Source organism: Nitrobacter vulgaris, assembly GCF_031453995.1.
GTDB classification, from domain to species: domain Bacteria; phylum Pseudomonadota; class Alphaproteobacteria; order Rhizobiales; family Xanthobacteraceae; genus Nitrobacter; species Nitrobacter vulgaris.
On sequence record NZ_JAVDPZ010000006.1, the window covers coordinates 137,843 to 162,628 of the forward strand.

General features: G+C 61.0%; 22 protein-coding genes. 9 read left to right on the plus strand and 13 right to left on the minus strand.

Annotation, left to right across the window (positions count from 1 at the left end):
* Window positions 1-7: 7 nt before the first annotated feature.
* The 5 genes from GGQ85_RS05735 to GGQ85_RS05755 form a co-directional block, all read right to left on the minus strand.
* Window positions 8-1,495, minus strand: coding sequence for a L,D-transpeptidase family protein (locus tag GGQ85_RS05735; RefSeq protein ID WP_309773739.1), 1,488 nt, complete (start codon window positions 1,493-1,495; stop codon window positions 8-10).
* Between the two features lie 298 nt (window positions 1,496-1,793).
* The gene (locus GGQ85_RS05740) at window positions 1,794-2,756 is read right to left on the minus strand and encodes an acetyl-CoA carboxylase carboxyltransferase subunit alpha (RefSeq protein ID WP_079445460.1); all 963 of its coding nucleotides are present in this window, start codon (window positions 2,754-2,756) and stop codon (window positions 1,794-1,796) included.
* 236 nt (window positions 2,757-2,992) lie between these two features.
* The gene (gene xerD, locus GGQ85_RS05745) at window positions 2,993-3,952 is read right to left on the minus strand and encodes a site-specific tyrosine recombinase XerD (RefSeq protein WP_309773740.1); all 960 of its coding nucleotides are present in this window, start codon (window positions 3,950-3,952) and stop codon (window positions 2,993-2,995) included.
* Window positions 3,953-3,968: 16 nt separating this feature from the next.
* On the minus strand, window positions 3,969-4,115 hold the full coding sequence (locus tag GGQ85_RS05750; RefSeq protein WP_079445462.1) for a histidine kinase: 147 nt from the start codon (window positions 4,113-4,115) through the stop codon (window positions 3,969-3,971).
* A 27-nt stretch (window positions 4,116-4,142) separates the two neighbouring features.
* On the minus strand, window positions 4,143-4,376 hold the full coding sequence (locus GGQ85_RS05755) for a hypothetical protein (protein ID WP_309773769.1): 234 nt from the start codon (window positions 4,374-4,376) through the stop codon (window positions 4,143-4,145).
* Here GGQ85_RS05755 and GGQ85_RS05760 point away from each other — a divergent pair.
* The 3 genes from GGQ85_RS05760 to GGQ85_RS05770 all read left to right on the plus strand — a co-directional run bounded on the left by GGQ85_RS05760 (window position 4,348) and on the right by GGQ85_RS05770 (window position 7,789).
* Window positions 4,348-4,980: a shikimate kinase gene (locus tag GGQ85_RS05760; RefSeq protein WP_309773741.1), complete on the plus strand. Its 633-nt coding sequence runs from the start codon at window positions 4,348-4,350 to the stop codon at window positions 4,978-4,980. The genes GGQ85_RS05755 and GGQ85_RS05760 overlap by 29 nt on opposite strands.
* The gene (gene aroB, locus GGQ85_RS05765; RefSeq protein WP_309773742.1) at window positions 4,977-6,128 is read left to right on the plus strand and encodes a 3-dehydroquinate synthase; all 1,152 of its coding nucleotides are present in this window, start codon (window positions 4,977-4,979) and stop codon (window positions 6,126-6,128) included. The genes GGQ85_RS05760 and aroB overlap by 4 nt, the downstream gene beginning before the upstream one ends.
* Window positions 6,129-6,469: 341 nt before the next feature.
* Window positions 6,470-7,789: a hemolysin family protein gene (locus GGQ85_RS05770; protein ID WP_309773743.1), complete on the plus strand. Its 1,320-nt coding sequence runs from the start codon at window positions 6,470-6,472 to the stop codon at window positions 7,787-7,789.
* Between the two features lie 77 nt (window positions 7,790-7,866).
* Here GGQ85_RS05770 and GGQ85_RS05775 read toward each other — a convergent pair whose 3' ends face one another.
* The 3 genes from GGQ85_RS05775 to GGQ85_RS05785 form a co-directional block, all read right to left on the minus strand.
* Window positions 7,867-8,184 carry a PilZ domain-containing protein gene (locus GGQ85_RS05775; protein ID WP_079445466.1) on the minus strand — a complete coding sequence of 106 codons (318 nt, stop codon included), beginning with the start codon at window positions 8,182-8,184 and terminating at the stop codon, window positions 7,867-7,869.
* Between the two features lie 3 nt (window positions 8,185-8,187).
* Window positions 8,188-9,321: a DUF2336 domain-containing protein gene (locus GGQ85_RS05780; RefSeq protein WP_309773744.1), complete on the minus strand. Its 1,134-nt coding sequence runs from the start codon at window positions 9,319-9,321 to the stop codon at window positions 8,188-8,190.
* A gap of 250 nt (window positions 9,322-9,571) precedes the next feature.
* On the minus strand, window positions 9,572-9,847 hold the full coding sequence (locus GGQ85_RS05785) for a BolA family protein (RefSeq protein WP_079445540.1): 276 nt from the start codon (window positions 9,845-9,847) through the stop codon (window positions 9,572-9,574).
* A gap of 110 nt (window positions 9,848-9,957) precedes the next feature.
* Between GGQ85_RS05785 and GGQ85_RS05790 the strand changes: the two genes are divergently transcribed.
* Entirely contained in the window at window positions 9,958-10,605 is a 648-nt protein-coding gene (locus GGQ85_RS05790; protein ID WP_079445468.1) for a J domain-containing protein, read from the plus strand.
* 43 nt (window positions 10,606-10,648) lie between these two features.
* Here the strand turns inward: GGQ85_RS05790 and GGQ85_RS05795 are convergent, their stop codons facing one another.
* On the minus strand, window positions 10,649-10,972 hold the full coding sequence (locus GGQ85_RS05795; protein ID WP_079445469.1) for a polyhydroxyalkanoic acid system family protein: 324 nt from the start codon (window positions 10,970-10,972) through the stop codon (window positions 10,649-10,651).
* A 118-nt stretch (window positions 10,973-11,090) separates the two neighbouring features.
* Window positions 11,091-11,750 carry a DedA family protein gene (locus GGQ85_RS05800; protein WP_309773745.1) on the minus strand — a complete coding sequence of 220 codons (660 nt, stop codon included), beginning with the start codon at window positions 11,748-11,750 and terminating at the stop codon, window positions 11,091-11,093.
* Window positions 11,751-12,032: 282 nt separating this feature from the next.
* On the opposite strand from GGQ85_RS05800, the gene cobS reads away from it, so the two are divergent.
* The 3 genes from cobS to GGQ85_RS05815 all read left to right on the plus strand — a co-directional run bounded on the left by cobS (window position 12,033) and on the right by GGQ85_RS05815 (window position 16,209).
* A complete protein-coding gene (gene cobS, locus GGQ85_RS05805; RefSeq protein ID WP_079445471.1) occupies window positions 12,033-13,031 on the plus strand; it encodes a cobaltochelatase subunit CobS in 999 nt (332 codons plus the stop codon).
* Window positions 13,032-13,074: 43 nt separating this feature from the next.
* Window positions 13,075-14,982 (plus strand): cobaltochelatase subunit CobT, encoded by a 1,908-nt coding sequence (cobT, locus tag GGQ85_RS05810; protein WP_079445472.1) that lies wholly within the window; start codon window positions 13,075-13,077, stop codon window positions 14,980-14,982.
* A gap of 159 nt (window positions 14,983-15,141) precedes the next feature.
* Window positions 15,142-16,209, plus strand: a complete 1,068-nt coding sequence (locus GGQ85_RS05815; RefSeq protein ID WP_309773746.1) for an esterase-like activity of phytase family protein — start codon at window positions 15,142-15,144, stop codon at window positions 16,207-16,209.
* Between the two features lie 98 nt (window positions 16,210-16,307).
* Here GGQ85_RS05815 and GGQ85_RS05820 read toward each other — a convergent pair whose 3' ends face one another.
* The 3 genes from GGQ85_RS05820 to rpmB form a co-directional block, all read right to left on the minus strand.
* Window positions 16,308-18,353, minus strand: a complete 2,046-nt coding sequence (locus tag GGQ85_RS05820; protein ID WP_309773747.1) for a bifunctional diguanylate cyclase/phosphodiesterase — start codon at window positions 18,351-18,353, stop codon at window positions 16,308-16,310.
* Entirely contained in the window at window positions 18,341-18,880 is a 540-nt protein-coding gene (locus tag GGQ85_RS05825; RefSeq protein WP_079445475.1) for a heme NO-binding domain-containing protein, read from the minus strand. Before GGQ85_RS05825 ends, GGQ85_RS05820 begins: the two co-directional genes overlap by 13 nt.
* A 383-nt stretch (window positions 18,881-19,263) precedes the next feature.
* Window positions 19,264-19,557, minus strand: coding sequence for a 50S ribosomal protein L28 (gene rpmB, locus GGQ85_RS05830; RefSeq protein WP_079445476.1), 294 nt, complete (start codon window positions 19,555-19,557; stop codon window positions 19,264-19,266).
* Between the two features lie 544 nt (window positions 19,558-20,101).
* Between rpmB and GGQ85_RS05835 the strand changes: the two genes are divergently transcribed.
* Window positions 20,102-20,902, plus strand: coding sequence for a DUF3108 domain-containing protein (locus GGQ85_RS05835; protein WP_309773748.1), 801 nt, complete (start codon window positions 20,102-20,104; stop codon window positions 20,900-20,902).
* A gap of 434 nt (window positions 20,903-21,336) precedes the next feature.
* The gene (locus GGQ85_RS05840) at window positions 21,337-24,708 is read left to right on the plus strand and encodes a helicase-related protein (protein ID WP_309773749.1); all 3,372 of its coding nucleotides are present in this window, start codon (window positions 21,337-21,339) and stop codon (window positions 24,706-24,708) included.
* The last annotated feature ends 78 nt before the right edge of the window (window positions 24,709-24,786 follow it).

Genomic DNA, 24,786 nt, shown 5'->3' on the forward strand with positions numbered 1-24,786 from the left:
CTGGATATTACCGGGAGACCGAGAAGCGGCTATCGAACGAGTTCGATGACGCCACCGGTGCTGCGCTCGGAATCGAAGCCGTCGCGGGGGCGTCGACTGCGGGCTTGAGCGGGGGCCGCGCGGTTGCGACGTGTTCTGGCTTAGCTCCCTTTTTAGCCGTCCTCTCTGCCGTTTTGGGTGCTGTGTGCTTCTCCACGGCCGGGCTAAGCGGAACGCTGCGCGCCGGAGTTGCCGTCTTTGGCTTGGCCGAAGCAGACTCTTTGGGTTTGGCCGAAGCCGAAACAGGTTCCTTGGTTGTGGCGGTCGTGTCGGCGTCTCCGAAACCTATCTTGCGGGCAAGATTGGTGAAGATGCTGTTCGGCTTGGAGGGGGCTAGCAAAGATGACGACGGCCTTGTCGCGTCGGCCTCCGGTTCGTAGGAGGTCGCGACTGTTGCTGCGGCCGAATTGCGTGGCGGGTTGACGGTCGGTGGAATGGTGCCAGGCGCCGGCGAAAACGCCGTGGTCTTCAGGCCGGGTTCCACGGGATCTGAAAGCCCCGTCTGACCCTCGGGCAGCTTGGCGGCGAACACCCGGTTCATGCCGCCGTCGATTCCGGTGTTGAGCTTGGCGACCGGCGATCCCTTCGAGATCAGGTTGGCTATTTCGGTATTGTCGCGCTGCTGCTTCTCGCGCACCGCGCTTGCGATGTCGTCAGGCACCGCATAGGCCGGACACTTCGCTGAGGCGTTGAACTCAAGCGGCCTGACGGAGCCGGTCGGGGGCGCCGGATCAAACACGTACTTATGCTCGCAGAATGCGACCTTCGGCTCTTGATGCGTGGCCTCGAAATGATCGTTGCCTTCCTTGATCATTTTCCAGAACGGCATGTTCGGGTTGTTGCGATGCTTCGCAAAGTTTACGGGCGTCATGCGGAACGGATAGGCCTGGAACTGGAAGGCGCGCTGACCGCCGAAGAATGACTCCCGTCCGATTGCGTAGATTTCGGCGATCTGCTCGTCGGTCATGGCGTAGCAGCCGCGCGAGGAACAGTCGCCATGCACCATCAATTCGGAACCAGTATGACCCAGCGACTTGTCGTAGGCGTTGGGATAGCCGGTGTTGAACGAGAGGTAGTAGGCGGAGCGCGGATTCATCTGCGCCGGCGAGATGCTGTAGAATCCTTCCGGAGCCTGACGATCCCCCTCGCGTGTCTTCGGGCCGAGATCGCCGGACCAGCGGCAGATCGGGTAGGTCTTGAGTAAGGCGAACTTGCCGGACCGGTCCTGCTTCCAAACCTCGAGTTCGGCCTCCTGCTTGAATAGCCGGATCAGGATCGGCGATTGCAGTTCCATGTCCTTCGCGGTCATGGCGGTGACAACCTTGGGCGGCACCGGCTGGTTGGCCTTGGCGTTGCTCGCGAGTGAGGCGTCGTCGGTGTTGCAGCCGGCCAGAAGCGCACCGCCCGTCAGCACGGCAAAGGTCACGATCGCGCGAGCAGCCGAGCGATTGATCAAAGCAAAGCTCCGCAAAGGACGGGCAAGCTGCACCCCAAATTCATGGCATCGTGCCCCAAGCCATTGAATAAAATATTATCCTTAAGCCTCCGAGCCCGCAAGCCAAGTGGAACCGAACAAGATGAACTACGACTTCGAGTGGTGAATGGAGACTAAATATTCCGGACGGGGCTGAATTAGGGCGGCTCAGCGGCTTCAGGAACCAAAGTCATGGGATTTGCCGGGAGCCGAACCCGGTCACGACAATTGAAACGAGGCACAGATTCGTGTCGCCGAAACGTGGGTAAAGCGCTGGTACTCAGCCCAGTTTACGCCCGATTTCGAGGAATTTCTGGCGGCGCTGCTTGCGAAGCGAGTCGCGGTCGAGAGTACGCAGATCGTTCAACGCATCGGCGATAGCGTCTCCGGCAAGCGCGACAGTGGCGGCGGGATCGCGGTGTGCGCCGCCCCGCGGCTCCTTGAGGATGGTGTCGATCACGCCGAACCGCAGCAGATCCTGCGCGGTGATTTTCATGTTGGTCGCTGCTTCCTGTGCCTTGCTTCCGTCGCGCCAGAGGATAGACGACGCGGCTTCCGGCGAGATCACGCTATAGATCGCATGTTCCAGCATCAAAACGCGGTTTGCGGTGGCGATCGCGATGGCGCCGCCGGAGCCGCCCTCGCCGATGATCACGGCGATATTGGCGACGCCGAGCGACAGGCATGCGTCGGTCGAGCGCGCGATTGCCTCGGCCTGACCGCGTTCCTCGGCGCCGATGCCGGGATAAGCTCCGGCGGAATCGACCAGCGACAGCACGGGAATATCGAAACGGTCGGCCATATCCATCAGCCGGACCGCCTTGCGGTAGCCTTCCGGACGCGCCATCCCGAAATTGTGCTTCAGCCGGCTTTCGGTGGTTGCGCCCTTCTCCTGTCCGATGACGCAGATGCTTTCGCCTCGGAAGCGGCCGAAGCCGCCGATAAGCGCCTCGTCCTCGCCGAACTTGCGGTCGCCGGCCAGCGGCGTGAACTCGGTAATCAGCCCTTTGACGAAATCAGAGAAGTGCGGACGCTGCGGGTGCCGTGCCACCTGGGTTTTCTGCCAGGGAGTCAGGTTGGCGTAGAGATCTTTCAGAGCCTGCGCGGCCTTCTCCTCGATACTGGAAATCTCCTCGCTGATGTCGCTGCCGGAGGCGGCGAGCGCACGGAGTTCGTCGATCTTGGAATCGAGTTCGGCGACGGGTTTTTCGAAATCGAGGTAGCTACGCATGGGATCGGGCATTCCAGCAGTATAGAGACGAAGCGCGGGGAGGCGAAATCTATCGATCGAATAGATAAAAGTCTTTTTGTTCAAATATTTAGAAAGCGGGTGAGGTTGGGGGCCCGATGGCTGGTTAGGTACAGTTGGGCGCGAGCGCTCTTTCGCGGCTGATGGGCGTTAAGTCAAGGGTGAAGCGGAATACTTGAAGTCAGGGTCGGGTCGCGATGGTTTCGATGGCGTCTGCGCATGAGCGCCGGTCAGGCCTCCGCCAGCGGGTGCAGGTCGCGTACCAGGCTTTTCAGGCGCTCTTCCACGACGTGCGTATAGATTTGCGTGGTCGAGATATCGGTATGGCCGAGCAGCGTCTGTACGATTCGCAGGTCTGCGCCGTTATGTAGCAGATGGCTTGCGAAAGCATGGCGCAGCACGTGCGGTGAGACCAGCCGGGACGCGAGACCGGCCGCCGCCGCGAGTTCCTTCAGCTCACGCGCAAAGTGCTGGCGCGTCAGGTGACCGCTTTCGCCGAACGATGGAAACAGCCATTTTGGCCGTGCTCCTGCGGCTTTGCCTGCGCCACGCTGATCGTCCATCGCGACGAGATAGTCTGCCATCGCCTGCCGTGACGCGTTGTTGAGCGGTACCAATCGCTCCTTGTTGCCCTTGCCGCGCACCACGATCATGCGGGCATCGCGCCGTGCCGCCGACAGCGGTAGCGAGACCAGTTCGGATACGCGGAGCCCGGTGGCATATAGCACTTCAAGCAGGCAATACAGCCGCGCCGCGCGCAATCGCCGGGCAGGTGAGATGTCCGGAGATTCGGCATCCATCTTTGCGTGCGCGAGCAGGCGGTCGACATCCCCTATCGACAGGATTTTCGGCAGGCTGCGTCCGCGCTTTGGACCCGAAAGGATGGCCGCGGGATCGTCGCTCCTGACGCGTTCGCTCAGCAGAAAACGAAACAGGTGACGCATCGCTGACAGGCGCCGCGCGACGCTTGATGACTTAAACCCCCTAAGGTCGAGGTCATTGAGATAGTCTCGTAGCGTCTGGGTGTCGGCGATGACGAAATTCTGCCGCGAGCGGGCGAGGAATGCGGATAAGTCCTCGAGATCCCGGCGGTAGGCGTCGAGCGTGTTGTCGCCGGCGCCTTGCTCGGCCGCCAGCATGTCGAGGAACAGGGTGGCCAGCTTCGCGTCGGGGGAATTATTGGATTTCATACCGCAGGCGTAGCAGCTATTTCTTGAGAAATTGATCCGGGTGGATGGTCACCGCCATTTCCCGCGGCGTCGGGTCGACGAAATTCGCCAGCCCGAAAATCACGCCGTAGCCGATCGCACCGAGCGCCGCGACGATTGTCAGAAAGCGGAACAGGCTGGGCATTTGCAGTCCCGAGCACGATATTGACCTTCAGGCGAGCGCAACAAGTACCAACATGTTCGCAAGCCAGGCGCAAGAGTCTCTGGCAACCTCCTCGACGAGAGTAGTATAGCTGGCCGGGATGAGCGGTCCCGACTTGTCGTGGGCTTGGATTCGAACGTTCGCCGCCTGGATCATGGAAGGGCCGACCGTCAAATCCACTTCAAACGTGCAATCGCGTTCCAGCAGGTGTCCTTTGACGTCCGAAACCGTTTTACCGGCCAATGTCGGCGCATCCCCCGAGACCGCCATAGTCGCGGCGCTCGCCGGGCGGTCGCTGGCGCTTGTCGGCATGATGGGTGCCGGCAAGTCCACCATCGGGCGGCGTCTCGCGGCGCGTCTCGGGATGCGATTCGTTGATGCTGACGCCGAGATCGAGCTCGCGGCCGGAATGTCGATTCCCGAAATTTTCGAAACCCATGGCGAACCCCATTTCCGGGATGGTGAAGCACGCGTGATCGCGCGGCTGTTGAATGGTGGCCCGATCGTGCTCGCGACCGGTGGTGGCGCCGTGCTGCGCGAGGAAACCCGGGCGCGCCTGTGCGAGCGGGCGGTCTCGATCTGGCTCAAGGCGGACGCCGAGGTGATTCTGCGCCGGGTGAGGCGCCGAGCCGATCGACCCTTGCTGCAAACGGGCGATGCTGCCGCGACGATCGAGCGTCTGATCGCCGAGCGCGAGCCCATCTACCAGCTGGCGAATATCACGGTCGTCTCGCGCGATGCGCCGTACGAACGGATCGTCGATGAATGCATCGGCCTGCTTCATCTCGGGCTTTGCCGCGGCGAAGTGACTGCAAAACCTGATGAGGGATTTAACACCACGCAATGACCACTCCGCTGAAAAACCCGGACCCGATCACGGTTGACGTCGCGCTCGGTGAGCGTTCCTACGACATTGTCATCGGCCGGGGCATCCTGCCGTCGCTCGGCGAGCGAATCGCCGCGTTGCGTCCCCGCGCACGCGTCGCCGTCGTCACCGACGAATATGTTGCCACTCATTGGCTTCAGCGAACCGAGGCATCGCTTATCGGCGCCGGTCTCGCAACGTCGCGGATTGTCGTCGACGAAGGGGAGGTCTCAAAGAGCTACGAAGGCGTCGAATTTGTCTGTGAGGAACTGATCAAGGCCAGGATCGAGCGCAACGATCTTGTCGTCGCGCTTGGCGGAGGCGTGGTCGGCGATCTCGCGGGCTTCGCCGCCGCGATCGTACGCCGTGGCGTCGATTTCGTGCAAGTGCCGACCTCGCTGTTAGCGCAGGTGGATTCGTCCGTGGGTGGCAAGACAGGCATCAACTCGCCGCAGGGAAAAAATCTGGTCGGCGCCTTTCACCAGCCGATCCTGGTGGTCGCGGACACCGCCGTGCTGGATACGTTGTCGCCGCGCCAGTTCCGCGCTGGCTATGCCGAAGTCGCCAAATACGGCCTGCTCGGCGATGAGGCGTTCTTCGCGTGGCTGGAAGCCAATCATGCAAGCATCGTCCAAGGCGGCGCGGCGCGCGAGCATGCGGTCGCCACCAGTTGCCGTGCCAAGGCTGCCATCGTCGCCCGCGACGAGCGCGAGACCGGCGAGCGTGCGTTGCTCAATCTCGGACACACCTTCGGCCACGCGCTGGAAGCAGCCACCGGATTTTGCGGTCGCCTTTATCACGGCGAGGGCGTCTCGATCGGCATGGTGTTGGCTGCCGAACTCTCGGCGCAACTTGGAATGATCGCGGTTGCCGACGTGTCTCGCGTCCAGCGGCACCTGGCGGCGGCGGGTCTGCCGACGCGCTTGCAGGACATCGCCGGATTCAAGCAAGAAGGCTTGGCCGATGCGGACGCGCTTATGGCGCTGATGGCGCAAGACAAAAAGGTGAAGCGCGGCCGGTTGACCTTCATTCTGCTGAAGGCGATCGGTCAGGCGGTCGTGTCATCGGACGTCGAGCCCTCTATGGTACGGGATTTTCTGGTCCGCAAGCTCGCAGACGCGCCGGCCTAGAGCCTTTTCGCTTCTGATGGAATCAGAAGCGAGGCTCTATGATCTTGATTTGGCGCGTTTTCTTCACGCGAACCGGTTCCCACTTCGCTCGAAAACGCTATAGGGCGAGATGAGAAAAAGTGTGGGGCGGTTTTCCGCCCGCATCGCGCTCCAAAATATTGGAATCGATCATCGTCACGATTTTGGGTCGATTCGATTCAAAGTCATGAACGTGATCAAGTGTTGATCCCGACGTCGCAATGTCCTTGCAGCAACTTTGATTCTGACATTCGCAGGCAATGCCTAGTGTGGGGGATGTGAATGGTCGAATCGGATAAGTTCGGCAAGGCCATGGGGCCGCAATGAGTTCGACTTTCCTGCAGATACTGCTCGCCTTGCTGCTGCTTGCTGCCAACGGGTTCTTCGTTGCGGCGGAATTCGCGCTGGTGAAAAGCCGTGGCTATCGCGTCAAGGCGATGGCGGAACGCGGTCGGTTCGGGGCGCGGCTGATGCGCGATATCTTGGGCAACATCGAGGCCTATCTCGCCTGCTGCCAGCTCGGCATTACCATGGCATCTCTCGGCCTTGGCTGGGTCGGCGAGCCAACGGTTGCGGCTCTGCTCGATCCCCTGCTGCGGCCGCTCGGCATGCCGGAACCGGCGCTGCATTTGACCTCGTTCCTGACCGGATTTCTTGTGTTTTCGTCGCTGCACATCGTGATCGGCGAGCAGGTGCCGAAGACCCTGGCGATCAGGCAGCCGGAGCCGGTGTCGCAGTGGATCGCTTATCCGCTGTATGTATCCTACATCCTGTTTTACCCGCTGAACTGGCTGCTCAATTCGGCCTCGCGCGCCATCCTGCGCGCGCTTCGCGTCAAGGAAGTCTCGCAACATGACGTGTTGACCGGCGCAGAGATCGAAGGGCTGATCGGTGAATCCGCCGAGCACGGCGGAATCGAAAGCGGTGAGGCCGAATACATCCAGAATGTGTTCCGCTTCGGAGACCTCGCGGTGTCGGACGTGATGGTTCATCGCACCGCGATGGTGACGGTCAATGCCGACTTGCCCCCCGAGGATCTCGTCCGCGAGGTGCTTGTTAGCGAATACACCCGCATTCCGCTCTGGCGCGACAAGCCGGAGAACATTGTCGGTGTGCTCCATGCCAAGGATCTGTTGCGGGCGATCCATGCCTCGGAGGGCGATATTGCCCGAATCAACGTCAACGCGATTGCGCTGCCGCCGTGGTTCGTGCCGGAGATGCGCCCAGTTTCCGATCAGCTTAAGGCGTTTCGTCGTCGCAAGACTCACTTCTCGCTGGTGGTCGACGAATACGGTGAAGTCGAGGGCATGGTGACGCTGGAAGACGTTCTCGAGGAGATCGTCGGCGATATCTCCGACGAGCACGATGTGGTCGTAGCCGGGGTTCGGCAACAAGCCGACGGTTCGGTCGTGGTGGATGGTTCGGTGCCGATCCGTGATCTCAATCGCGCCATGGACTGGCATCTTCCAGACGAGGAGGCGACCACCATCGCAGGCCTCGTGATTCACGAGGCGCGTTCGATCCCGGAGCGTGGCCAGAATTTTACCTTTTACGGTTTTCGCTTCAGGGTTTTGCGGCGCGAGCGCAATCGCATCACCGCGCTGCGCATTCAGCCGGTGCCGCGCGGAGTGGAGACGATCTAGAACGGCTCGAAGCGGGCAGGAGCGTATCCATCATCGAGTCAAGTCCGAGGACATGCTTCGCTCAAAAACGCGCTATGTCACGAATCGGATTTGGCAAGCGCCCGGCCTTTCTTCTTGTTCGGAACCTTGTCCTCAACGAATTTGACGCCAATCTCGTCGCCATTGACGCGGACGAGCTCACAGCGACGAAAGGCGAGGCCGGTCGATGACAGCAGCAGAAAGAACTCCTTGAGGTTCAATCCTTCGATCGAGTCTTTCACCTGAAGACGCGCGCCGCTGTTGGAGATGTCCAGCATGGTGCATGACCGTTGCCATGTTCCGTCGATTCCCATCATCAGGACGGAATAGCCGGTAGCGAATGTCACCCGGTCGTCTTTCCGATTACCCCAACTCATGGCTCAGATGTCCGAAATGGCGACCGCCGTGTCCGGCGCATCGGCTTTCCTCGCCGAGCCGCGCGCGGACCAGAACCGGATGGTGCGTTGCGCTGATGACAGAGAGAGCGCGTCGAACACTTCGCGGCCGCTTTCGAATTCCTGCTTGGTCAGAGGACGGCAATGCGGGCGATTGCGAAGGATCATATTGGTCGTTGACCAGTCCAGCCGCGCTGCCTTGCAGGCAACGATCAATCCGTCGGGGCGAGGGTTGGTGATCAGCGGCTCGATTGCTTCGGTTCTCACGGAGTTCAACAGCGCGAGCGCGGCAATAATGTGGGTGTACTCACCCTGTATCGCAAACCGGTTGATGGTTTGGTCGCCGAGCTTTCCGGCCCGGTTCAGGGCAAGGACCATCGACTCCGACTCGGCGTAGTTGACCGGTGCCACGCTGGGAGAGGCGATCTGTTCGACCACTGATTGGATCGCGGCTTGAATCTTCGCGCGCATTTCAGGGGGCGCCGCCTTGAGCAGGCGCTCTCGCACCGCGGCGCTGGCTCGGGAAAGAAGTTCGCGGAGCACCTTGAGCGGGATGTCCAACCGCAGCCCAAGCTTCTCAGCGAGAGTATCGTCCTTTTCGGAGCTTTCAACCAGGACCGCGTAACCGGTTTCGGAGAAGCGCGCGCCTGCATTCTTGGCCAGCGTATGGGAGACCCGCGAGTCGCCGCGTTTAAGCAGCACGTCGGTCACTCCCTCGCTCAAAGTATCGCGGTGCGATATGGCGAGCAGGTGCTGCGGCCCGCGCAGGCTCGCGATTTCAATCAGGTCGCCGTCAGACAGTCTGGTTGATTTTGTCAAAACCGGTACTGCGACTGACTCATCCTGATGATAAGCAAGTTGCCGGACGGTCTCCTTCGGTGCGAGGCTTGACCCCGAAAGGTTCGTGCTGAGTTGCGCCAGCGCGCGCGCCTCCATCTGCTCCATCAGCCGGACGAGAACGTCATCGAAGACGCCGATCTGATTTTCGTTGAGCCGGTCGGCATCGGACAGGAACAGGTCGGTGACCTGGCGAAGCATCTGGAGCCGTCGCTCGGATGAGCCGCCCTTCACCGCACTTTCCAGTTCGGCGATGAGCGCCGTCGAGGCTGCTTCGGCCATGGATGATTCCAGCGAGTCGAATCCGAATGTGTTACGCCCTACTGCGTGCGCGTTTTGCCGTAACACGGAGGTAGTCTGCTCCGATGTACTGAAAAGCGGGTTAATATCCGATAAAAGCGCAAGGTGAATTTTGAGCGGCGTGTGCGTTGGCGATGGACACGCTGCTTCGAAGCGGCTCTTGCCGGCCGACTATCCACATCCAGTTGAAACCACCACGAGGGACGGACCTTGCTGTCCGCGTGCCCCGCATTTAGCTTCCCGGTTCGCCCGGTACCGTCGCCCGAATCGCCAGCGCGTGAATGGGGCCGGCCAGTTCCGCGGCGAGCAGCGTATTTATCATCCGATGACGCTCGACCCGGCTCTTTCCTTCGAAAGCTCGCGACACAATATGAATACGGAAATGCGTCTCGCCGCCCGGCCGATGGCCGGCGTGACCCTCATGAAGATACGACTCGTCGGCGACATCGAGGCTTTCTGGGGCGAAAGCTTCGTTGAGTTTCTGCGAGATGCTATCCTTCACGCTCATGGCGAGCGACTTAACGCCCATCGTTCGTTTCCGTCAATGGCGCGGACGCCGGACGGAATAAATGCGATGTCAAGACTTGAAGCCTAGAGCATTGCGGTGTCAAACACATCATGCCGATAGATTCGTCGAAATTCTTCGATAGCATCCGCATCAAGCCGAGGGCCGGTGCGAAGCAGCCGCGCGCGCGCGAGGAAGTGGTCGCCTGCGAGTGGCCGGACTGTGAGAGCAGAGGATCACACCGCGCACCGAAAGGCCGCGGCAACGAGCGCGAGTATTTCCATTTCTGCCTCAATCATGTTCGCGCGTACAACCAGTCCTACAATTTCTTTCAGGGCATGAATGCGGACGCGGTAGCGCGCTATCAGAAGGATGCGCTGACCGGCCACCGCCCGACCTGGAAGATGGGCGCCAACGGCACCAAGGGCAAAGGCAAGGCCGGCGACATCGATCTCGACGGCATGGCCGATCCCTTCAGCGTGTTCGGTGAACTCAATGGCCGCGGAAAATGGCGTCCCGGTCCGGGGTCAGGTTCCGAAGCCAAACCCGAGACGCGCAAGGTATTCAATGCTGAGCGCAAGGCGTTACAAGTATTGGGCCTCGGCGCCGATGCGACGCTCGAAACGGTGAAGGCGAAATACAAGATGCTGGTGAAGCAGCATCATCCCGATGCCAACGGCGGCGATCGCTCGACGGAAGACCGCCTGATCGAGATCATCAAGGCATACAATTACCTGAAGACGGTCGTGCGCAGCGCGTGAGGCGTCGCCTCGCGCTGCTCCCATCGAACGTTGGCGTCACCTGTCAACGTTCATCCGTTTTCTTCTCGAGCATCAGCGTGCCTTTTTTCTGAATCACGCCCTGAATTCCGTGGGCTAGGCGAGCGAGCAGCCACGGCAATGTCACTTCGAGACGAACATGGTCTTCGGAGACGTCCATAATTCCCGACACCTGCTGTTTCATGGCCGTGACGGAAAAAACCAGGCGGTCGCCGCTCCACAGTTCTTCATTGACCTGGATCAACTGGGCGTATTGCGTTCGGGCGCTGCCAAGTCCCGCTTTCATCCGGCGTACCGCTTCGTCCTTGCCGAGGCGGTGTGGAATCGACACCACAAGAGGTTTGGTCATGATCGCTCCAATGATAGCTAGTGGAGCGGATTTGACATTCGCACCCCACCTGCTGCGGGCTCGCATTGCGAATGTAGAATCCAAAACTCCACTAGAAGTTTATAGTTGCTAGTGGTCACTAGCCGGTTCGCTTATCCACAGTGGCAGACACGTTGCAGCCGCGCCCGCGGTAACGCCACCATGTCCCGGCGCCGATGATCGCGGCAACGACGATCACGGCAGCAATCCAGATCAGTTTGCCGAAATAATGAGGTAGCCCGCCATAATGATGCAGCGCCGATATTGCGAGCGCGCCGGGCAAGATATGCACGGAAGCCCAGAGCAAGATCGCCGGGATGTTCACGGCAGAAAATAGCAACGGCGGCATCCCCAGCGCGCCGGCTGTCAGCGGCACCAGGGCGCGTACCGGTGCGACGAAGCGGGCAAAGAATACGGCCAGCGTGCCATAACGATTGAAGAAGGCTTTGCTCTGCGAGACGAGGCCGGGATAGCGCGACATCGGCCAGACCCCGAGGATTTCGCGTTCGGATCGATGCCCGATCCAGAACGCGCTGCCGTCGCCGATGACGGCCCCGACGATCGCGGCAAGCATGACCGGTAAAAGTTTCAGTTCGCCGCTGCCGATCAGGGCGCTCATTGCGAGAATGATTGTCGAACCGGGGATGAGCGAGCCGAACACCGGAACGGCTTCGAGCAACGCGGCGAGAAAGACGGCGGAATAGGCGAGCCCTGCATGGGCGGCCACGAGGCTGCTCAAATGCGCGATGAAATCGGTCACGAAAGTCCTCGCGCCCCGGCTGACGCCTAGTTACACCAAATGTCTCCAAGGTCTCCTTGGTTCAAGAGTTCTTCCGGCAAAATTTTGGCTGAGCGGGCCTGATTCGCGGAGCAGTCCTTCAAAATCTGCATTTGGTGCATATCTCGATGATATCCCAATGGAACTTTGATCGCCTGACGGGCTTCTGCCGGCTGCTGCTCTCTGCTAAATTTCGCGCGGGCCTCTCATCCGTAGCCATGCGCGTCCTGGTTTCGGGAGCGCCCCCCGAACCTCGGAGGATTGATGACGACCGCCGCCATGACCAAAACCGAAACCTCCGCAGGCCTGCCAGACATGAAGGTGTCGGTGCGGCAGGTGTTCGGAATCGACAGTGATCTCGAGGTTCCCGCCTATTCCGGGACCGATCCGCACGTGCCGGATGTTGATCCCGACTACCGCTTCGATCGCGCAACCACGCTGGCAATTCTCGCCGGCTTCGCCAAGAACCGCCGTGTCATGGTCACCGGTTATCATGGTACCGGCAAATCAACCCATATCGAGCAGGTGGCGGCGCGGTTGAACTGGCCTTGCGTGCGCGTCAATCTCGACAGTCACATCAGCCGGATCGATCTCGTCGGCAAGGATGCGATCGTGGTCAAGGACGGCAAGCAGGTCACCGAATTCCGCGACGGCATTCTGCCATGGGCCTACCAGAACAATGTGGCGTTGTGCTTCGACGAATACGATGCCGGTCGTCCGGACGTGATGTTCGTGATCCAGCGCGTGCTGGAATCCTCAGGACGCTTGACGCTGCTCGATCAGAGCCGGGTCATCAAGCCACATCCGGCGTTCCGCCTGTTCGCGACTGCGAATACCATCGGTCTCGGCGACACTTCCGGCCTTTATCATGGCACCCAGCAGATCAATCAGGCGCAGATGGACCGTTGGAACATTGTTGCCACGCTGAACTATTTACCGCACGACAACGAGGTCGAGATTGTTCTGGCCAAGGCCCGACGCTATCGCACGCCAGAAGGCCGCGATACCGTCGGTAAAATGGTGAGGTTAGCGGATCTCACGCGTAATGCCTTCGCCAACGGCGATCTCTCCACGGTGATGAGCCCGCGTACCGTCATCACCTGGGCGGAGAACGCCGAGATTTTCGACGATCTGGGCTTTGCCTTTCGCGTCACCTTCCTCAACAAGTGCGACGAACTCGAGCGCCCGCTGGTCGCTGAATTCTACCAGCGCTGCTTCAACGTCGAACTGAGCGAATCCGCGGTCAACGTGGCGTTGAGTTGATTCTGTATACCTCTCCCCGCGCGCGGGTCGAGGGAAAGGCGTTATGAGCACCGCATCACCCAGTAACAAGTTCCGTACCGCGCCGAAGGAAGCGCCGACCGAGCCTTTCAAGCGTGCGGTGACGTCCTGCCTGCGCGCCATCGCCCGACAACCTGAGCTTGAAGTGACGTTTGCCATCGAGCGGCCCGGTCTGTCGCCGGGTAAGGCGCGGCTGCCTGAGCCCGGGCGCAAGATGAGCAGGCGCGACGCGGCGATCGTGCGGGGTCATGCGGATTCCATCGCGCTGAAGATCGCCTGCCACGATCCGAAAGTGCACCGCAAGCTGATGCCCGGTAATCCGCAGGCGAAGGGCGTATTCGACGCAGTAGAGCAGGCTCGGGTCGAGGCCATTGGTTCTCGCCGGATGACAGGGGTCGCAAAGAATCTGACTGCGATGCTCGACGATCATTTCCATCGCGGCAAATACGATGAGATCACCGACCGTGCCGACGCGCCGCTGTCGGATGCGCTGGCGATGATGGTGCGCGAGCGGCTGACCGGCCTGCCGCCGCCTACCGCTGCGTGCAAGGTGGTCGATCTTTGGCGACCGTTCCTGGAAGACAAGATCGGCACTCGGCTGGATCAGCTCAGCCATTTTACCGAGGACCAGGCGAAGTTCGGCGACCTCGTGCACGACCTGTTGTCGGAGCTCGATCTCGGTGACGACACCAATACCGAGACAGAGAAGGAGGAGAACCAGGACGACAACCGCGAGGGCGAGAACGATCAGTCCGGCGCGGAAGGCTCGCTCGACAGCGAGGCCGCTCAGGAGATGAATGCGGATCAGGCGCAGGATGCGACTGATGAAATGCCGGACGGCGCCATGGAAAGCGCGCAGGCTTCCGCGAGCGACGCTTTCGAGGATGGCGACCTTGCTGAGGATGAGATGCCCGGCGAGGCAACGCGGCCCAATGTGAGGGGCGCCAATGAACCGCGCGGCCCGGAATATCACGCTTTCGCGCCAAAATTCGATGAGATCATCGCTGCTGAAGACCTCTGCGATCATGACGAACTGGAGCGGCTGCGTAGCTATCTCGACAAGCAGCTTGCGCACCTGCAGGGCATCGTGGCGCGGCTCGCCAATCGCCTTCAGCGTCGCTTGATGGCGCAACAAAATCGCGCCTGGGAGTTTGATCTGGAGGAAGGCATTCTCGATCCGGCGCGGTTGGCGCGCGTAGTGATCGATCCCTATCAGCCACTATCGTTCAAGCACGAGAAAGAGGCGACCTTCCGTGATACCGTGGTGACATTGCTGCTCGACAATTCCGGTTCGATGCGAGGCAGGCCGATCACGGTGGCCGCGACCTGCGCCGATATTCTGGCGCGCACGCTGGAACGATGCGGCGTCAAGGTCGAAATTCTCGGCTTCACGACGCGAGCCTGGAAGGGTGGGCAGTCGCGTGAGGCGTGGCTCGCCGCCGGCAAGCCGGTCACGCCGGGGCGGCTCAACGATCTCCGTCATATCATTTATAAAGCCGCCGATGCCCCCTGGCGGCGGGCCCGGAAAAACCTCGGGTTGATGATGCGCGAGGGTCTGCTCAAGGAGAACATCGACGGTGAGGCGCTGGACTGGGCGCATAAGCGGCTGCTGGGCCGTTCCGAGCAGCGTAAAATTTTGATGATGATCTCGGACGGTGCGCCGGTCGATGATTCCACTCTCTCGGTCAATCCGGGAAATTATCTCGAGCGTCACCTGCGATGGGTGATCGAGGAAATCGAAACCCGATCCCCGGTCGAACTGATTGCCATCGGCATCGGTCACGATGTGACGCGCTATTATCGCCGCGCGGTGACCATCGTGGATGCCGAAGAACTCGGCGGCGCCATTACCGAACAGCTCGCCGAACTGTTCAGCGAGACGCATGATCCGCCGCCCGCGCCAGTGCGCCGCCCGCGCAAGCTGCATTCGTAGTAGCTCGGCGCGCGTTGGTGGCATCCCGAACGGGGACGCAAACGCGTTGCTTCGCAAAAGCGGAGCCATTACACACAGCCGGTGTCCGCAGCGTCCCCGGCGGTGCCAACATGCCGTGCTGCGTATGGGACGCATCGCGGACAGATCGGTCCTCCGCGAATGGCACCATTGATCGATCGCCGCAGCCTGCTTTTCCTGATGTCAACCGGCCTGCTGTTGACGGATCCCTCCGCGGCCCGCGCGAGATTCGCAACCCACGCGCCTGAACAACCGCCGCCTGACGAGCTTACGCCGCCAGCGGCGGTGTCGATTACCGTTAACGCCCGTCATGTCGCCTCGTTCGATCTGCGTGATCGCTCGCGCACGCGCTTCGGATCGCTCGCCTTTCGTAGCGGGCTGATCCTCACCTCCTCGTTTCGCGGCTTCGGAGGGTTGTCGAGCCTGCGGTTGGATTCAAAAGGGCAACAGTTCATTTCCGCCAGCGACAAAGGCACCTGGTTCACCGGCCGCATCGTCTACGGGACGGTCGGTGAGATGGTCGGGCTCGCGGACGTCGAGGCCGCGCCGATGCTAGGACAAGATGGCAGGCCGATCGCCGCGCGCGGCTGGTTCGATACTGAATCGATCGCGCTCGATCGATCGCTGGTCTATGTCGGCATCGAGCGGGCCAACCGGATCATGCGCTTCGAATTTGACAAGGGATATATCGGCGCGCGGGGAGAAGAGGTCGAGGTGCCGGCGGCAATCCGCGGGCTGCCGTTTAACCGGGGGGTTGAGGCGATGGTGGTCGTTCCACGCGACAGACCGCTCGGCGGCGCGCTGATCGCGATCTCCGAACGTGGGCTCGATACGGGTCGCAATATCATCGCGTTCCTGATCGGCGGACCCTCGCCTGGCCGGTTCGCCATCCATCGGACCGAGAATTTCGATGTCAGCGACGCCTGTTTGCTGCCTGCGGGGGACCTGTTGATCCTCGAACGCAAATTCTCGCTGACCGGCGGCATCGGTGTCCGCATCCGCCGTATCAAGATCGATGCGATCGCGCCCGGCGCGCTGGTGGATGGCCCCTCGATTTTCGATGCCGATCTCGGACAGGAGATCGACAATTTCGAAGGACTCAGTGCGTTCGTGAACGACGATGGCGAAGTCGTTCTAACGCTCGTATCCGATGACAACTTTTCGTTAATCCAGCGCACGCTGCTGATGCAGTTCACGCTGGTCGACTAGAGCATTTTGGCTTGGAAGTCGGTTCGCGTGAAGAAAATTCTCAATCGAGAACTTGCGCGTATTCTGATCGCAAAGCCGGTATCCATTAGAAATACGCGCTAGCCATTTGCCAGCAATGGCGACAGCGCCTCCACTGCGGTGTCCTTGGCCGACAGCATCTCGACCACCGCGGTTTCGTTCAATGGGCGCGAGAAGAAATAGCCCTGCGCATAACCGCATCCCATCTGATGCAAGATTTTGACATGGTCCTCAGACTCGGTGCCCTCGGCGACGACATCGAGATTGAGGTTCTTCGCGAGGTCAAGGATGGTCTGAACGATCTGCCCGCCGTCACTGCGCGATTGCAGCGCCGAGACGAACGAGCGATCGATCTTCAGGGTGTCGAACGGTAGTTGATGCAGATAGCTTAGCGAGGAGTAGCCGGTGCCAAAATCGTCGATGCTGACGCGCACGCCGAACTCGCGCAAGCGTTGCAGAATTCCGACGGCATGCTGGGCGTTCTGAATGGTGACGCTTTCGGTGATTTCCAGCCGCAGCGTTTGTGGCGGAACTCCGCTTGCGGTTACCGCATTGATCACTTGTTCGACGAATTCGGTCTGGTGAAACTGGCGTGGCGAGACGTTGACGCTCATGCTCAGCGGCTCGGTCCGGGGAAATTCTTGCTGCCACCTTGCTAGAGTTTTGAGTGATTGTTCGAGCACCCAACTGCCGATGAAGACGATAAGGCCGGTTTCCTCGGCGAGCGGAATGAAGTCCGACGGTGGAATGATTTGCCCGTCACTTTTTTGCCAGCGCACCAGCGCCTCGAAGCCGGTCATTGCGCGCGAGCCAAGGGAGATGATAGGTTGATAATGCAGCACGAATTCTTTTTTCTTCAGCGCATTGCGCAACTCGCTCTCCAGCGTCAGGCGCCGCCTGGCGTCGACGTGCAGGCTTTGATCGAAGATTTCGACGCGAGCACGGCCTTCAGCCTTGGCGCGGTACATCGCCAGATCGGCATCTCGCATGATGTCCGGCGCGCAGGTATATCCCGCCTCGCTGGAGGCGACACCGATGCTGGCCGACGAATACAGTTCTTGACCGTCGATGAACAGCGGGTTTTGTAGAGAATCCTGCAACGATTGTGCGATATCGACGGCGATGGAACTGCGCTGGACGTCCTCCAGCAGGATGATGAATTCGTCGCCGCCGAGCCGGGCCAGCGTCGCCTCGCCGACGGCGAGCTTATGACCGGACTCGATCAGCGTCTGGCTGAAGCGATGGGCGATTTCCTGCAGTAATATGTCGCCGGCGGAATGCCCAAGACTGTCATTGACCAGCTTGAAGCGGTCGAGATCGATGAAGATCACCGCGAAACCGATGTCCGGCCGGCGCAGGTGCGTCGCAACCGCGCGCTCCAGCCGGTCGGTGAGCAGCAGGCGATTCGGCAGTCCGGTCAGCGGATCACGCGTCGCATCGTGCATCAGTTTCTGTTCGGCGCGGCGGCGTTCGACGACGCGGCCAAGCTGGGTGCCGATTTGCGCGAGCACGCCCAGGAACTGATTGTCTGGGCTGACCGTGCTGTGATGAAAAAATTCCAATACGCCGAGCACGTCGTTGCCGACCAGCACTGGAAATGCGAACGCGGCGCAGCAGCCGGACAGCGCGGCAACCACGGTGCGCGGAAAATTGCGATCTAGGGTCAGATCGGAAATCCAGACGGGCTTGCCGGATTGATAGACCCGGCCCGGCAATCCTTCGCCGATGGCGAAGTCGGTTTCCAAGGTCAACGAAATGAAAGCATCGAGATGCGCAGGGTTGGCGGCATGCCAAACGCCAGCCGGTACAAGATAGTCGGGGATGGTGGCGGAGGGCAGGTAGACATTGCCGAAGCCCCAGCCGGTGTGCTGGCAAATGGCGTCGAGCGCAAAACGCATGGTGTCGTCGATCGAGTTGCTCTGGTTTGCCGCCGTCGCGATGGTCTCGAGCAGCGCAAGCTGTTGCTGCTTCTCATACAAATCTCTCAAACCCTTTTCCGCGATCTCTTCCGCCTTCAGTCGCGCCACGCGCTCGCGCTGCAGGCGATTTTCGAGCTTCAGAATCCTGAGGTTGAATTGATCGAAAGGATCGGCAAACGTAGCTGCGGAAGGGGTCAGGATACCCATTTGATTTCCATCAAGCATTTGTCCGCACCGTGGTTCATGCAGGTATGATGCGTAACATTGACTTCTTCGCAAAAAATGCCTGCAGCACCTTTGATGAAACCATGAGCCAGGTCGCACATCCGGCGCGACGATTCATAGCCCATCGTCACGTTGCCCTCCGGAGTTTCGCGGAAGTGGAAGAACGGACACTTGGCGCCGGAGTAGAGCTTGCGAACCTCCGGGTGGATGATCTTGTTGACGCTCAGAACGAAGCTGCGCGATGAATTGTGGGGCAAGAAGAAGTCCGGGTATCGCTGCTTGAGCAGCGGCATCGCCTGTTCGCCGAACCATCGCAGGACATCGCTGCTGGTCATATCCAGCTTGGCGGCCGCAGCTTCGACCAGTGCGATCATCTCGTCGTCGGTATAATTGCCGAGCGAGGTGTAGGCGCCGGCTACGCCGGCATCGTCGAGCAGGTCGTCCCAGATATCGGCGCCAAATTTCTCGACGACGGCCTCTTCGAACAGATTGTAAACTACCCCCTTCATGGGAAGCCTCCACGAATTCGATGGCCGCGAAAATCGCGATCCGGAGGCAGGACTGTATTTTCTGACCCTTGAAGGATGAGTAAAATCACGGAAGCGCACCCAATTGGCGGTTACCGAATCGCTAATTGGATGGCCGGGTGGATTGGATGGCGGCCGGATCGCAGGCGCTCGACGCCGGCCTCGATCACATTCGCAATGCCTTACTGAGATTCACAAGCTTTCGCGCGAAGGGGGATCGCCCGGCTGCAATGCAGTGGCAGTGCCAAGTAAGGTCGTGCGTCTGACGCACTACCAAAAGTTAAAGACCGGCTTCGGCGGGGGGCCGATCCTTCGTATTCTCGGTGGCGGCGGAGAGTTCGAGCGAACGAACAAGCCCGACTTTATCAGTCCGCCTTGGCGGTCTGCTTCTTTTGGATCTGGCGCTTGATTTCGACCGCTTTCGGTGAAAGCTCTGAGTCCTTCGCCTTCAACAGGAAGGCATCGAAACCTCCGCGATGGTCCACGCTCCTCAGGGCATGGGTTGACACCCGGAACCGGACCGAACTGGCCAGAGTTTCTGACACGAAGGTGACGTTCACCAGGTTCGGCAGGAAGCGCCGCTTGGTCTTGATGTTGGAGTGACTGACCCTGTGGCCCACCAAAGGAGCCTTGGCCGTCAGTTCGCAGCGCCGGGACATACGAAAATCCTCTGTCGTCCCCGGCATCTGCCTTCAAGGCGGGCTCGGGGTTCGAAATCGTGTCCATTTTAGGAACGCCGGACGTATAGGGGGACAGTAGCAGGGCGTCAAGGCGTCGGGACCGAACTCGGCTTATTTGCGCCCATCCCCCTCATTATTCCGGCCGGATTTCTGCGCGCGTTGCCTGCATCGTGCCCTGCATCATATAAAGGGCGCAATCCGTATCGACGGATGGCCATCGACCACGGTGTTGCAGAGGAGGCCGAGATTTGTCAGGGCCCGAAGCGGTAATCCCGAGCCGACCCTGTTTTTTCACGTGTTCGCAGATGTGCCGGGCTGGGTTCCCTCGGTGGCTTCTGCTTAGATGAGGATTCAACGGTCGTTACAACCGGCGATATTCTGCAGGCTTGGGAAAGCCAAGTCTGTTAGAATATTCGGGACCAGACGGAGACATGCAGGGCCACCCGTTGTGAGCTTATGCCGGACGACGTTGCTCCGATGGATTCTTTGTTCAATTTGGCAACTGGCCGGCGCGCCGCTTGCCATGTTTGCCGCGATGTTGACGGTGGCGGCGCCGGCGGCGGCGCAGGGCAAGCTCGAGGCTCGCTATGACGTCACCTTGGCGGGGATTCTCGTCGGCACCGGCGCCTGGACAGTCGATATCCTCGACGATCAGTATTCGGCCGCGGCAAGCGGGGGCGCCACGGGGCTTCTTAAGGCGCTTGCCCACGGGACCGGCACGGGCTCCTCGCAGGGCCGCATCGTCAACGGCGCGTTGATTCCCGCGAGCTATATTGCGACCATCTCGTCCTCCAAGAAATCCGAGACCATTCGCATGTCGCTGGCGGGCGGCAATGTAAAGGATTTCGTCATCGAGCCGAGCCCGCCGGTCGACCCCAAGCGCATTCCGGTCAACGACGCGCATAAGCGCGGCGTGTTCGATCCAATGAGCGCAACGCTGCTGCGGGCTCCCGGCACTACCGACCCGCTCGGCCCCAGCGCCTGTCATGCCTCGACCGGGATCTTCGACGGCCGCATGCGCTACGACCTGCGACTCGACTTCAAGCGCATGGACACCGTGAAGTCGGGAAAAGGCTATCAAGGCCCGGTCGTGGTCTGTGCGATCTTTTTCTCGCCGATCGCCGGCTACGTCCCGGACCGCTTCGCGATCAAATATCTCGCCGCCGAGCGCAACATGGAGATCTGGCTGGCGCCGATCGCCGGCACACGCGTGCTCGTACCCTATCGTCTGACGATTCCAACGCCGCTAGGCACGGGCAAGCTGGAGGCGACCGAGTTCAATACGACTGCCCTGCCGCCACAGACGGCGGCTAAAACCCGGTAGGAGCTGTCACTGGGCGGGACAGGCGACAGGTCGTTTCGCTTCAACAGAATCCTGTTGACTCCTGCTGTTGAATTCATGCGTCCATGGATTCATAAACTAAGAGAAATTGCTGCTCTTGTTAAGCGGCGCAGAACTTGATCTAGTTTCCATAGGTCCATTCAAACACGAGATGTTGCGGTGAACGAAGCCAGATAGATCAGGAGTCAGCGATTCGGGCGCGATTCGTTCCGGACTCGTTCCAAAGCTTAAGCTGCGGCTCGGCATGCGTCGCATTGTGAAACACCTCCGATCCCGTGGTGCGGTTGCGTCCCCTGCAAGCAGGGTGCCTACGCAAATGTTGGGATCGATCGAGCCAGGCCAATAGCCTCCAGTGGAGCTTTGGATTTGACATTCGCCTTCCCGCTCCGCTAGCGCCGCAAAAGCCCTCGGAAAATATGGCCTCTTCATCTTCGATATCTCCGCCCGGCAACGGTCGCGCGCCCGGCGCGGCCGTGACGGCAGTGCTCGGTCCGACCAACACTGGCAAGACCCACTTGGCCATCGAGCGGATGCTGGCGCATTCCTCCGGCATTATCGGCCTGCCGCTGCGACTGCTCGCTCGCGAAATCTACAACAAGATTGTCGACCGCGCCGGGGCGGATTCCGTCGCCCTGGTCACCGGTGAGGAGAAGATCAAGCCGGCCCGCCCGCGCTTTTGGGTCTCGACCGTCGAAGCGATGCCGCGAGATCTTGACGTGTCTTTCCTCGCCATCGATGAAATCCAGATCGCGGCCGACCTTGAAAGGGGCCATGTTTTCACCGACCGCCTGCTACGCCGGCGTGGCCGCGACGAGACGTTGCTGCTCGGCGCAGCCACAATGCGCCCCATCGTCGAGCGGCTTTTGCCTGGCGCGAGTATCGTCACGCGCCCGCGGCTATCCCAGCTTGAATTCGCCGGCGACCGCAAGATCACCCGGCAGCCTCGCCGCACTGCGATCGTCGCCTTCTCGGCGAACGAGGTTTACGCCATTGCCGAACTGATCCGACGCCAACACGGCGGGGCAGCGGTGGTGTTGGGATCGCTTAGCCCGCGCACCCGTAATGCGCAGGTTGCGATGTTCCAATCCGGTGACGTCGATTATCTGGTCGCCACCGACGCGGTCGGCATGGGTCTCAATCTTGACGTCGATCACGTTGCCTTCGCTTCGGACCGTAAATACGATGGCTACCAGTTTCGCCGGCTCACGCCTGCTGAGTTCGCGCAGATTGCTGGCCGCGCCGGCCGCGCCACTCGCAACGGCACCTTCGGCACCACCGGGCGCTGTGCGCCGTTCGAGCCCGAACTCGTGGACGCGCTGCAGAACCACACTTTTGAGGCAGTCAGAACGCTGCAGTGGCGCAATTCCGATCTCGATTTTTCTTCGCTCGGCGGATTGCAAGTCTCGCTGGCGCTGACTCCTTCGCACGAGGCGCTGACCCGCGCGCCGATCGCCGAAGATTTGCGGGTGCTCGATCACGCGGCGCGCGACGTCGAGGTGCGCGCCATGGCGCAAAGCGCGGCCGCGGTGGAGCGGCTGTGGGACGCTTGCCAAATTCCGGATTATCGCAAGATCGCGCCGGCGGCTCACGCCGAACTGGTGACGACACTGTTTGGCTTTCTGATGCGTGAAGGCAAGATTCCTGACGACTGGTTCGCGGCCCAGGTCGCGCAGGCCGATAGTGCCGACGGAGATATCGATACCTTGTCGGGACGGATCGCGCAGATCCGGACCTGGACTTTCGTGGCAAATCGCCCGGACTGGCTGGCCGATCCCGGGCACTGGCAGGCAATTTCGCGCGAGGTCGAAAATAAATTGTCCGATGCGCTGCACCAAAGGCTTACGGAGCGTTTCGTTGACCGCCGGACCAGTGTATTGATGCGCCGCCTGCGGGAAAACACGATGTTGGATACGGAAATCGGCAAGACGGGTGAGGTGATCGTTGAGGGCCATGTGATCGGCCGTCTCGACGGATTTACGTTCGCGCCGGATGCGGCGGAGGCGGGTTCCGAAGCCAAGGCCTTGCAGGCGATCGCGCAAAAGGCGCTAGCTGGCGAAATCGAGGCGCGCGCGGAGAAATTGTCGGGGGCGGCGGACGACCAGTTTGTGCTGACCTCGGATGGCACCATTCGCTGGACGGGAGACGCGGTGGCGCGACTGGTGGCTGCAGACGACGCGCTGCATCCGCGGCTGCGGATCATTTCCGACGAACGGCTGACCGGAGCGCCGCGCGAGGCGGTGCAAGCCAGGCTCGATCTATGGCTGAAAACCCATATCGAGAAGCTTCTCGGGCCGCTGTTCGAGTTGTCTAAAGCGGAGGATATCACCGGTATCGCACGCGGCATTGCCTTCCAGTTGATCGAGGCGCTCGGCGTGCTGGAGCGGCAAAAGGTCGCTGCGGAACTAAAGGATCTCGATCAGCCGTCGCGCTCGTCCTTGCGCAAGTACGGGGTGCGTTTCGGCGCTTACCATATCTATTTCCCCTTGCTTTTGAAGCCGGCTGCACGGTCGCTGGCCTCGCTGTTGTGGGCGCTGAAGCAGGAGAATGCCGACCTTTCGGCGCTGTCCAGCGCGCAGCATCTCGCAAGCAGTGGCCGCACTTCGTTCCCGGCGGACAAGCTGCTCGATCGCGACGCCTATCGCGCCCTCGGCTATCGGCAATGTGGCGAACGCGCCGTCCGCGTCGATATCCTCGAAAGGCTTGCCGACCTGATCCGTCCGGCTCTGTCATGGCGGGAAGGGGCGCCCGGCGAAAAGCCCGCTGGCGCATTCGATGGCCGCGGGTTTGTCGTGACGCAGGCCATGACGTCGCTCGCGGGCACTGCTGGTGAGGATTTTGCTTCCATCCTGAGCGCTCTTGGCTATCGCATGGAGCGGTGTCCGGTACCGACACCTGCAACGGAGAGCGGTCCTGTGACGGGGATCACCGCGGAAGCGGTTTCTGGCGGAGCACCGGAAAGCGTGTCGCAGCAAGCGGTTGCGATGGATGTCGTGCTTGAGGGTCAGGAGTCTGTTTCCGACCGCGCGGATACAGCCGATATCGGACCTGTTGAACCGGAGACCGCGGTGGATGCGGGTTCATCCGGAGTCGCGGCGACGGCCTTAGAAGCGGCGACTGAAGTTGCCGAGGAGCCGTCCGCGGCATCGCCAGTTGTCGGCGCCTCGGCGGCTTCCAACGCCGGCGAGGCGGCCATCAACAATGGTGTGCCGGTTGATTCCGCTCCCGTTGTTGCCGGGAGCGCAATCGAAGGCGATGCGGTCTCCGCCGAGATCGCCGCGAATGTTGCGGCACCGGCTGAGGCGGGTGGCGCGCCGGCGATGATTGAGGTCTGGCGGCCCGGCGGTCGGTCCGCCGATCGGCGTCCGCGTCACGATCGCAATCGGCATCGCCGGCAACAGGCGCGGCCGGATGGCCCGCAGCCGGCAACCGCTGACAAAGAGACGTCCGAGGGAGCGCAAGGGCGCGAGCGGTATGGGCGAGGCCGGCGTGGACAGTCTGCCGGTGGGGCAGCCGAAAGCGCGCCCGCGGGGAACGAGAGGGAATCGCGTGAAGGTAAGGGGGGGCGTCCGCGCGAGCGCTTCAAAAACAAGGGTCGGGACAGGGACCAGGACAAGGGTCGGGGTCAGGGTTCCCGCAAGGGTGGTCGCGAGGGGCGCTCCGACGCCGGACCCTCGCATCGTCCCTACGCCAGCAGCGCGCCGCGCGAGCGCGAGCAGTCGATAGATCCGAACTCGCCGTTTGCCAAACTGGCCGCACTCAAAGAGCAGCTTGCCGGCCGCAAGGATTGAACGGTCGGTCCTGAGAGCATTTCCGGCTGAGTGGAATCCGGATGCTCTCAATCAATAACTTGCGCGTATTCTGATCGC

Coding starts and splice junctions, on each gene's coding strand:
- GGQ85_RS05740 (WP_079445460.1), bottom strand. CDS start 2,756: ATGCCCGATCCCATGCGTAGCTACCTCGATTTCGAAAAACCCGTCGCC.
- xerD (WP_309773740.1), bottom strand. CDS start 3,952: ATGAAATCCAATAATTCCCCCGACGCGAAGCTGGCCACCCTGTTCCTC.
- GGQ85_RS05750 (WP_079445462.1), bottom strand. CDS start 4,115: ATGCCCAGCCTGTTCCGCTTTCTGACAATCGTCGCGGCGCTCGGTGCG.
- aroB (WP_309773742.1), top strand. CDS start 4,977: ATGACCACTCCGCTGAAAAACCCGGACCCGATCACGGTTGACGTCGCG.
- GGQ85_RS05770 (WP_309773743.1), top strand. CDS start 6,470: ATGAGTTCGACTTTCCTGCAGATACTGCTCGCCTTGCTGCTGCTTGCT.
- GGQ85_RS05775 (WP_079445466.1), bottom strand. CDS start 8,184: ATGAGTTGGGGTAATCGGAAAGACGACCGGGTGACATTCGCTACCGGC.
- GGQ85_RS05780 (WP_309773744.1), bottom strand. CDS start 9,321: ATGGCCGAAGCAGCCTCGACGGCGCTCATCGCCGAACTGGAAAGTGCG.
- GGQ85_RS05785 (WP_079445540.1), bottom strand. CDS start 9,847: ATGAGCGTGAAGGATAGCATCTCGCAGAAACTCAACGAAGCTTTCGCC.
- GGQ85_RS05790 (WP_079445468.1), top strand. CDS start 9,958: ATGCCGATAGATTCGTCGAAATTCTTCGATAGCATCCGCATCAAGCCG.
- GGQ85_RS05795 (WP_079445469.1), bottom strand. CDS start 10,972: ATGACCAAACCTCTTGTGGTGTCGATTCCACACCGCCTCGGCAAGGAC.
- cobS (WP_079445471.1), top strand. CDS start 12,033: ATGACGACCGCCGCCATGACCAAAACCGAAACCTCCGCAGGCCTGCCA.
- cobT (WP_079445472.1), top strand. CDS start 13,075: ATGAGCACCGCATCACCCAGTAACAAGTTCCGTACCGCGCCGAAGGAA.
- GGQ85_RS05815 (WP_309773746.1), top strand. CDS start 15,142: ATGGCACCATTGATCGATCGCCGCAGCCTGCTTTTCCTGATGTCAACC.
- GGQ85_RS05820 (WP_309773747.1), bottom strand. CDS start 18,353: ATGGGTATCCTGACCCCTTCCGCAGCTACGTTTGCCGATCCTTTCGAT.
- GGQ85_RS05825 (WP_079445475.1), bottom strand. CDS start 18,880: ATGAAGGGGGTAGTTTACAATCTGTTCGAAGAGGCCGTCGTCGAGAAA.
- rpmB (WP_079445476.1), bottom strand. CDS start 19,557: ATGTCCCGGCGCTGCGAACTGACGGCCAAGGCTCCTTTGGTGGGCCAC.
- GGQ85_RS05835 (WP_309773748.1), top strand. CDS start 20,102: ATGTTTGCCGCGATGTTGACGGTGGCGGCGCCGGCGGCGGCGCAGGGC.
- GGQ85_RS05840 (WP_309773749.1), top strand. CDS start 21,337: ATGGCCTCTTCATCTTCGATATCTCCGCCCGGCAACGGTCGCGCGCCC.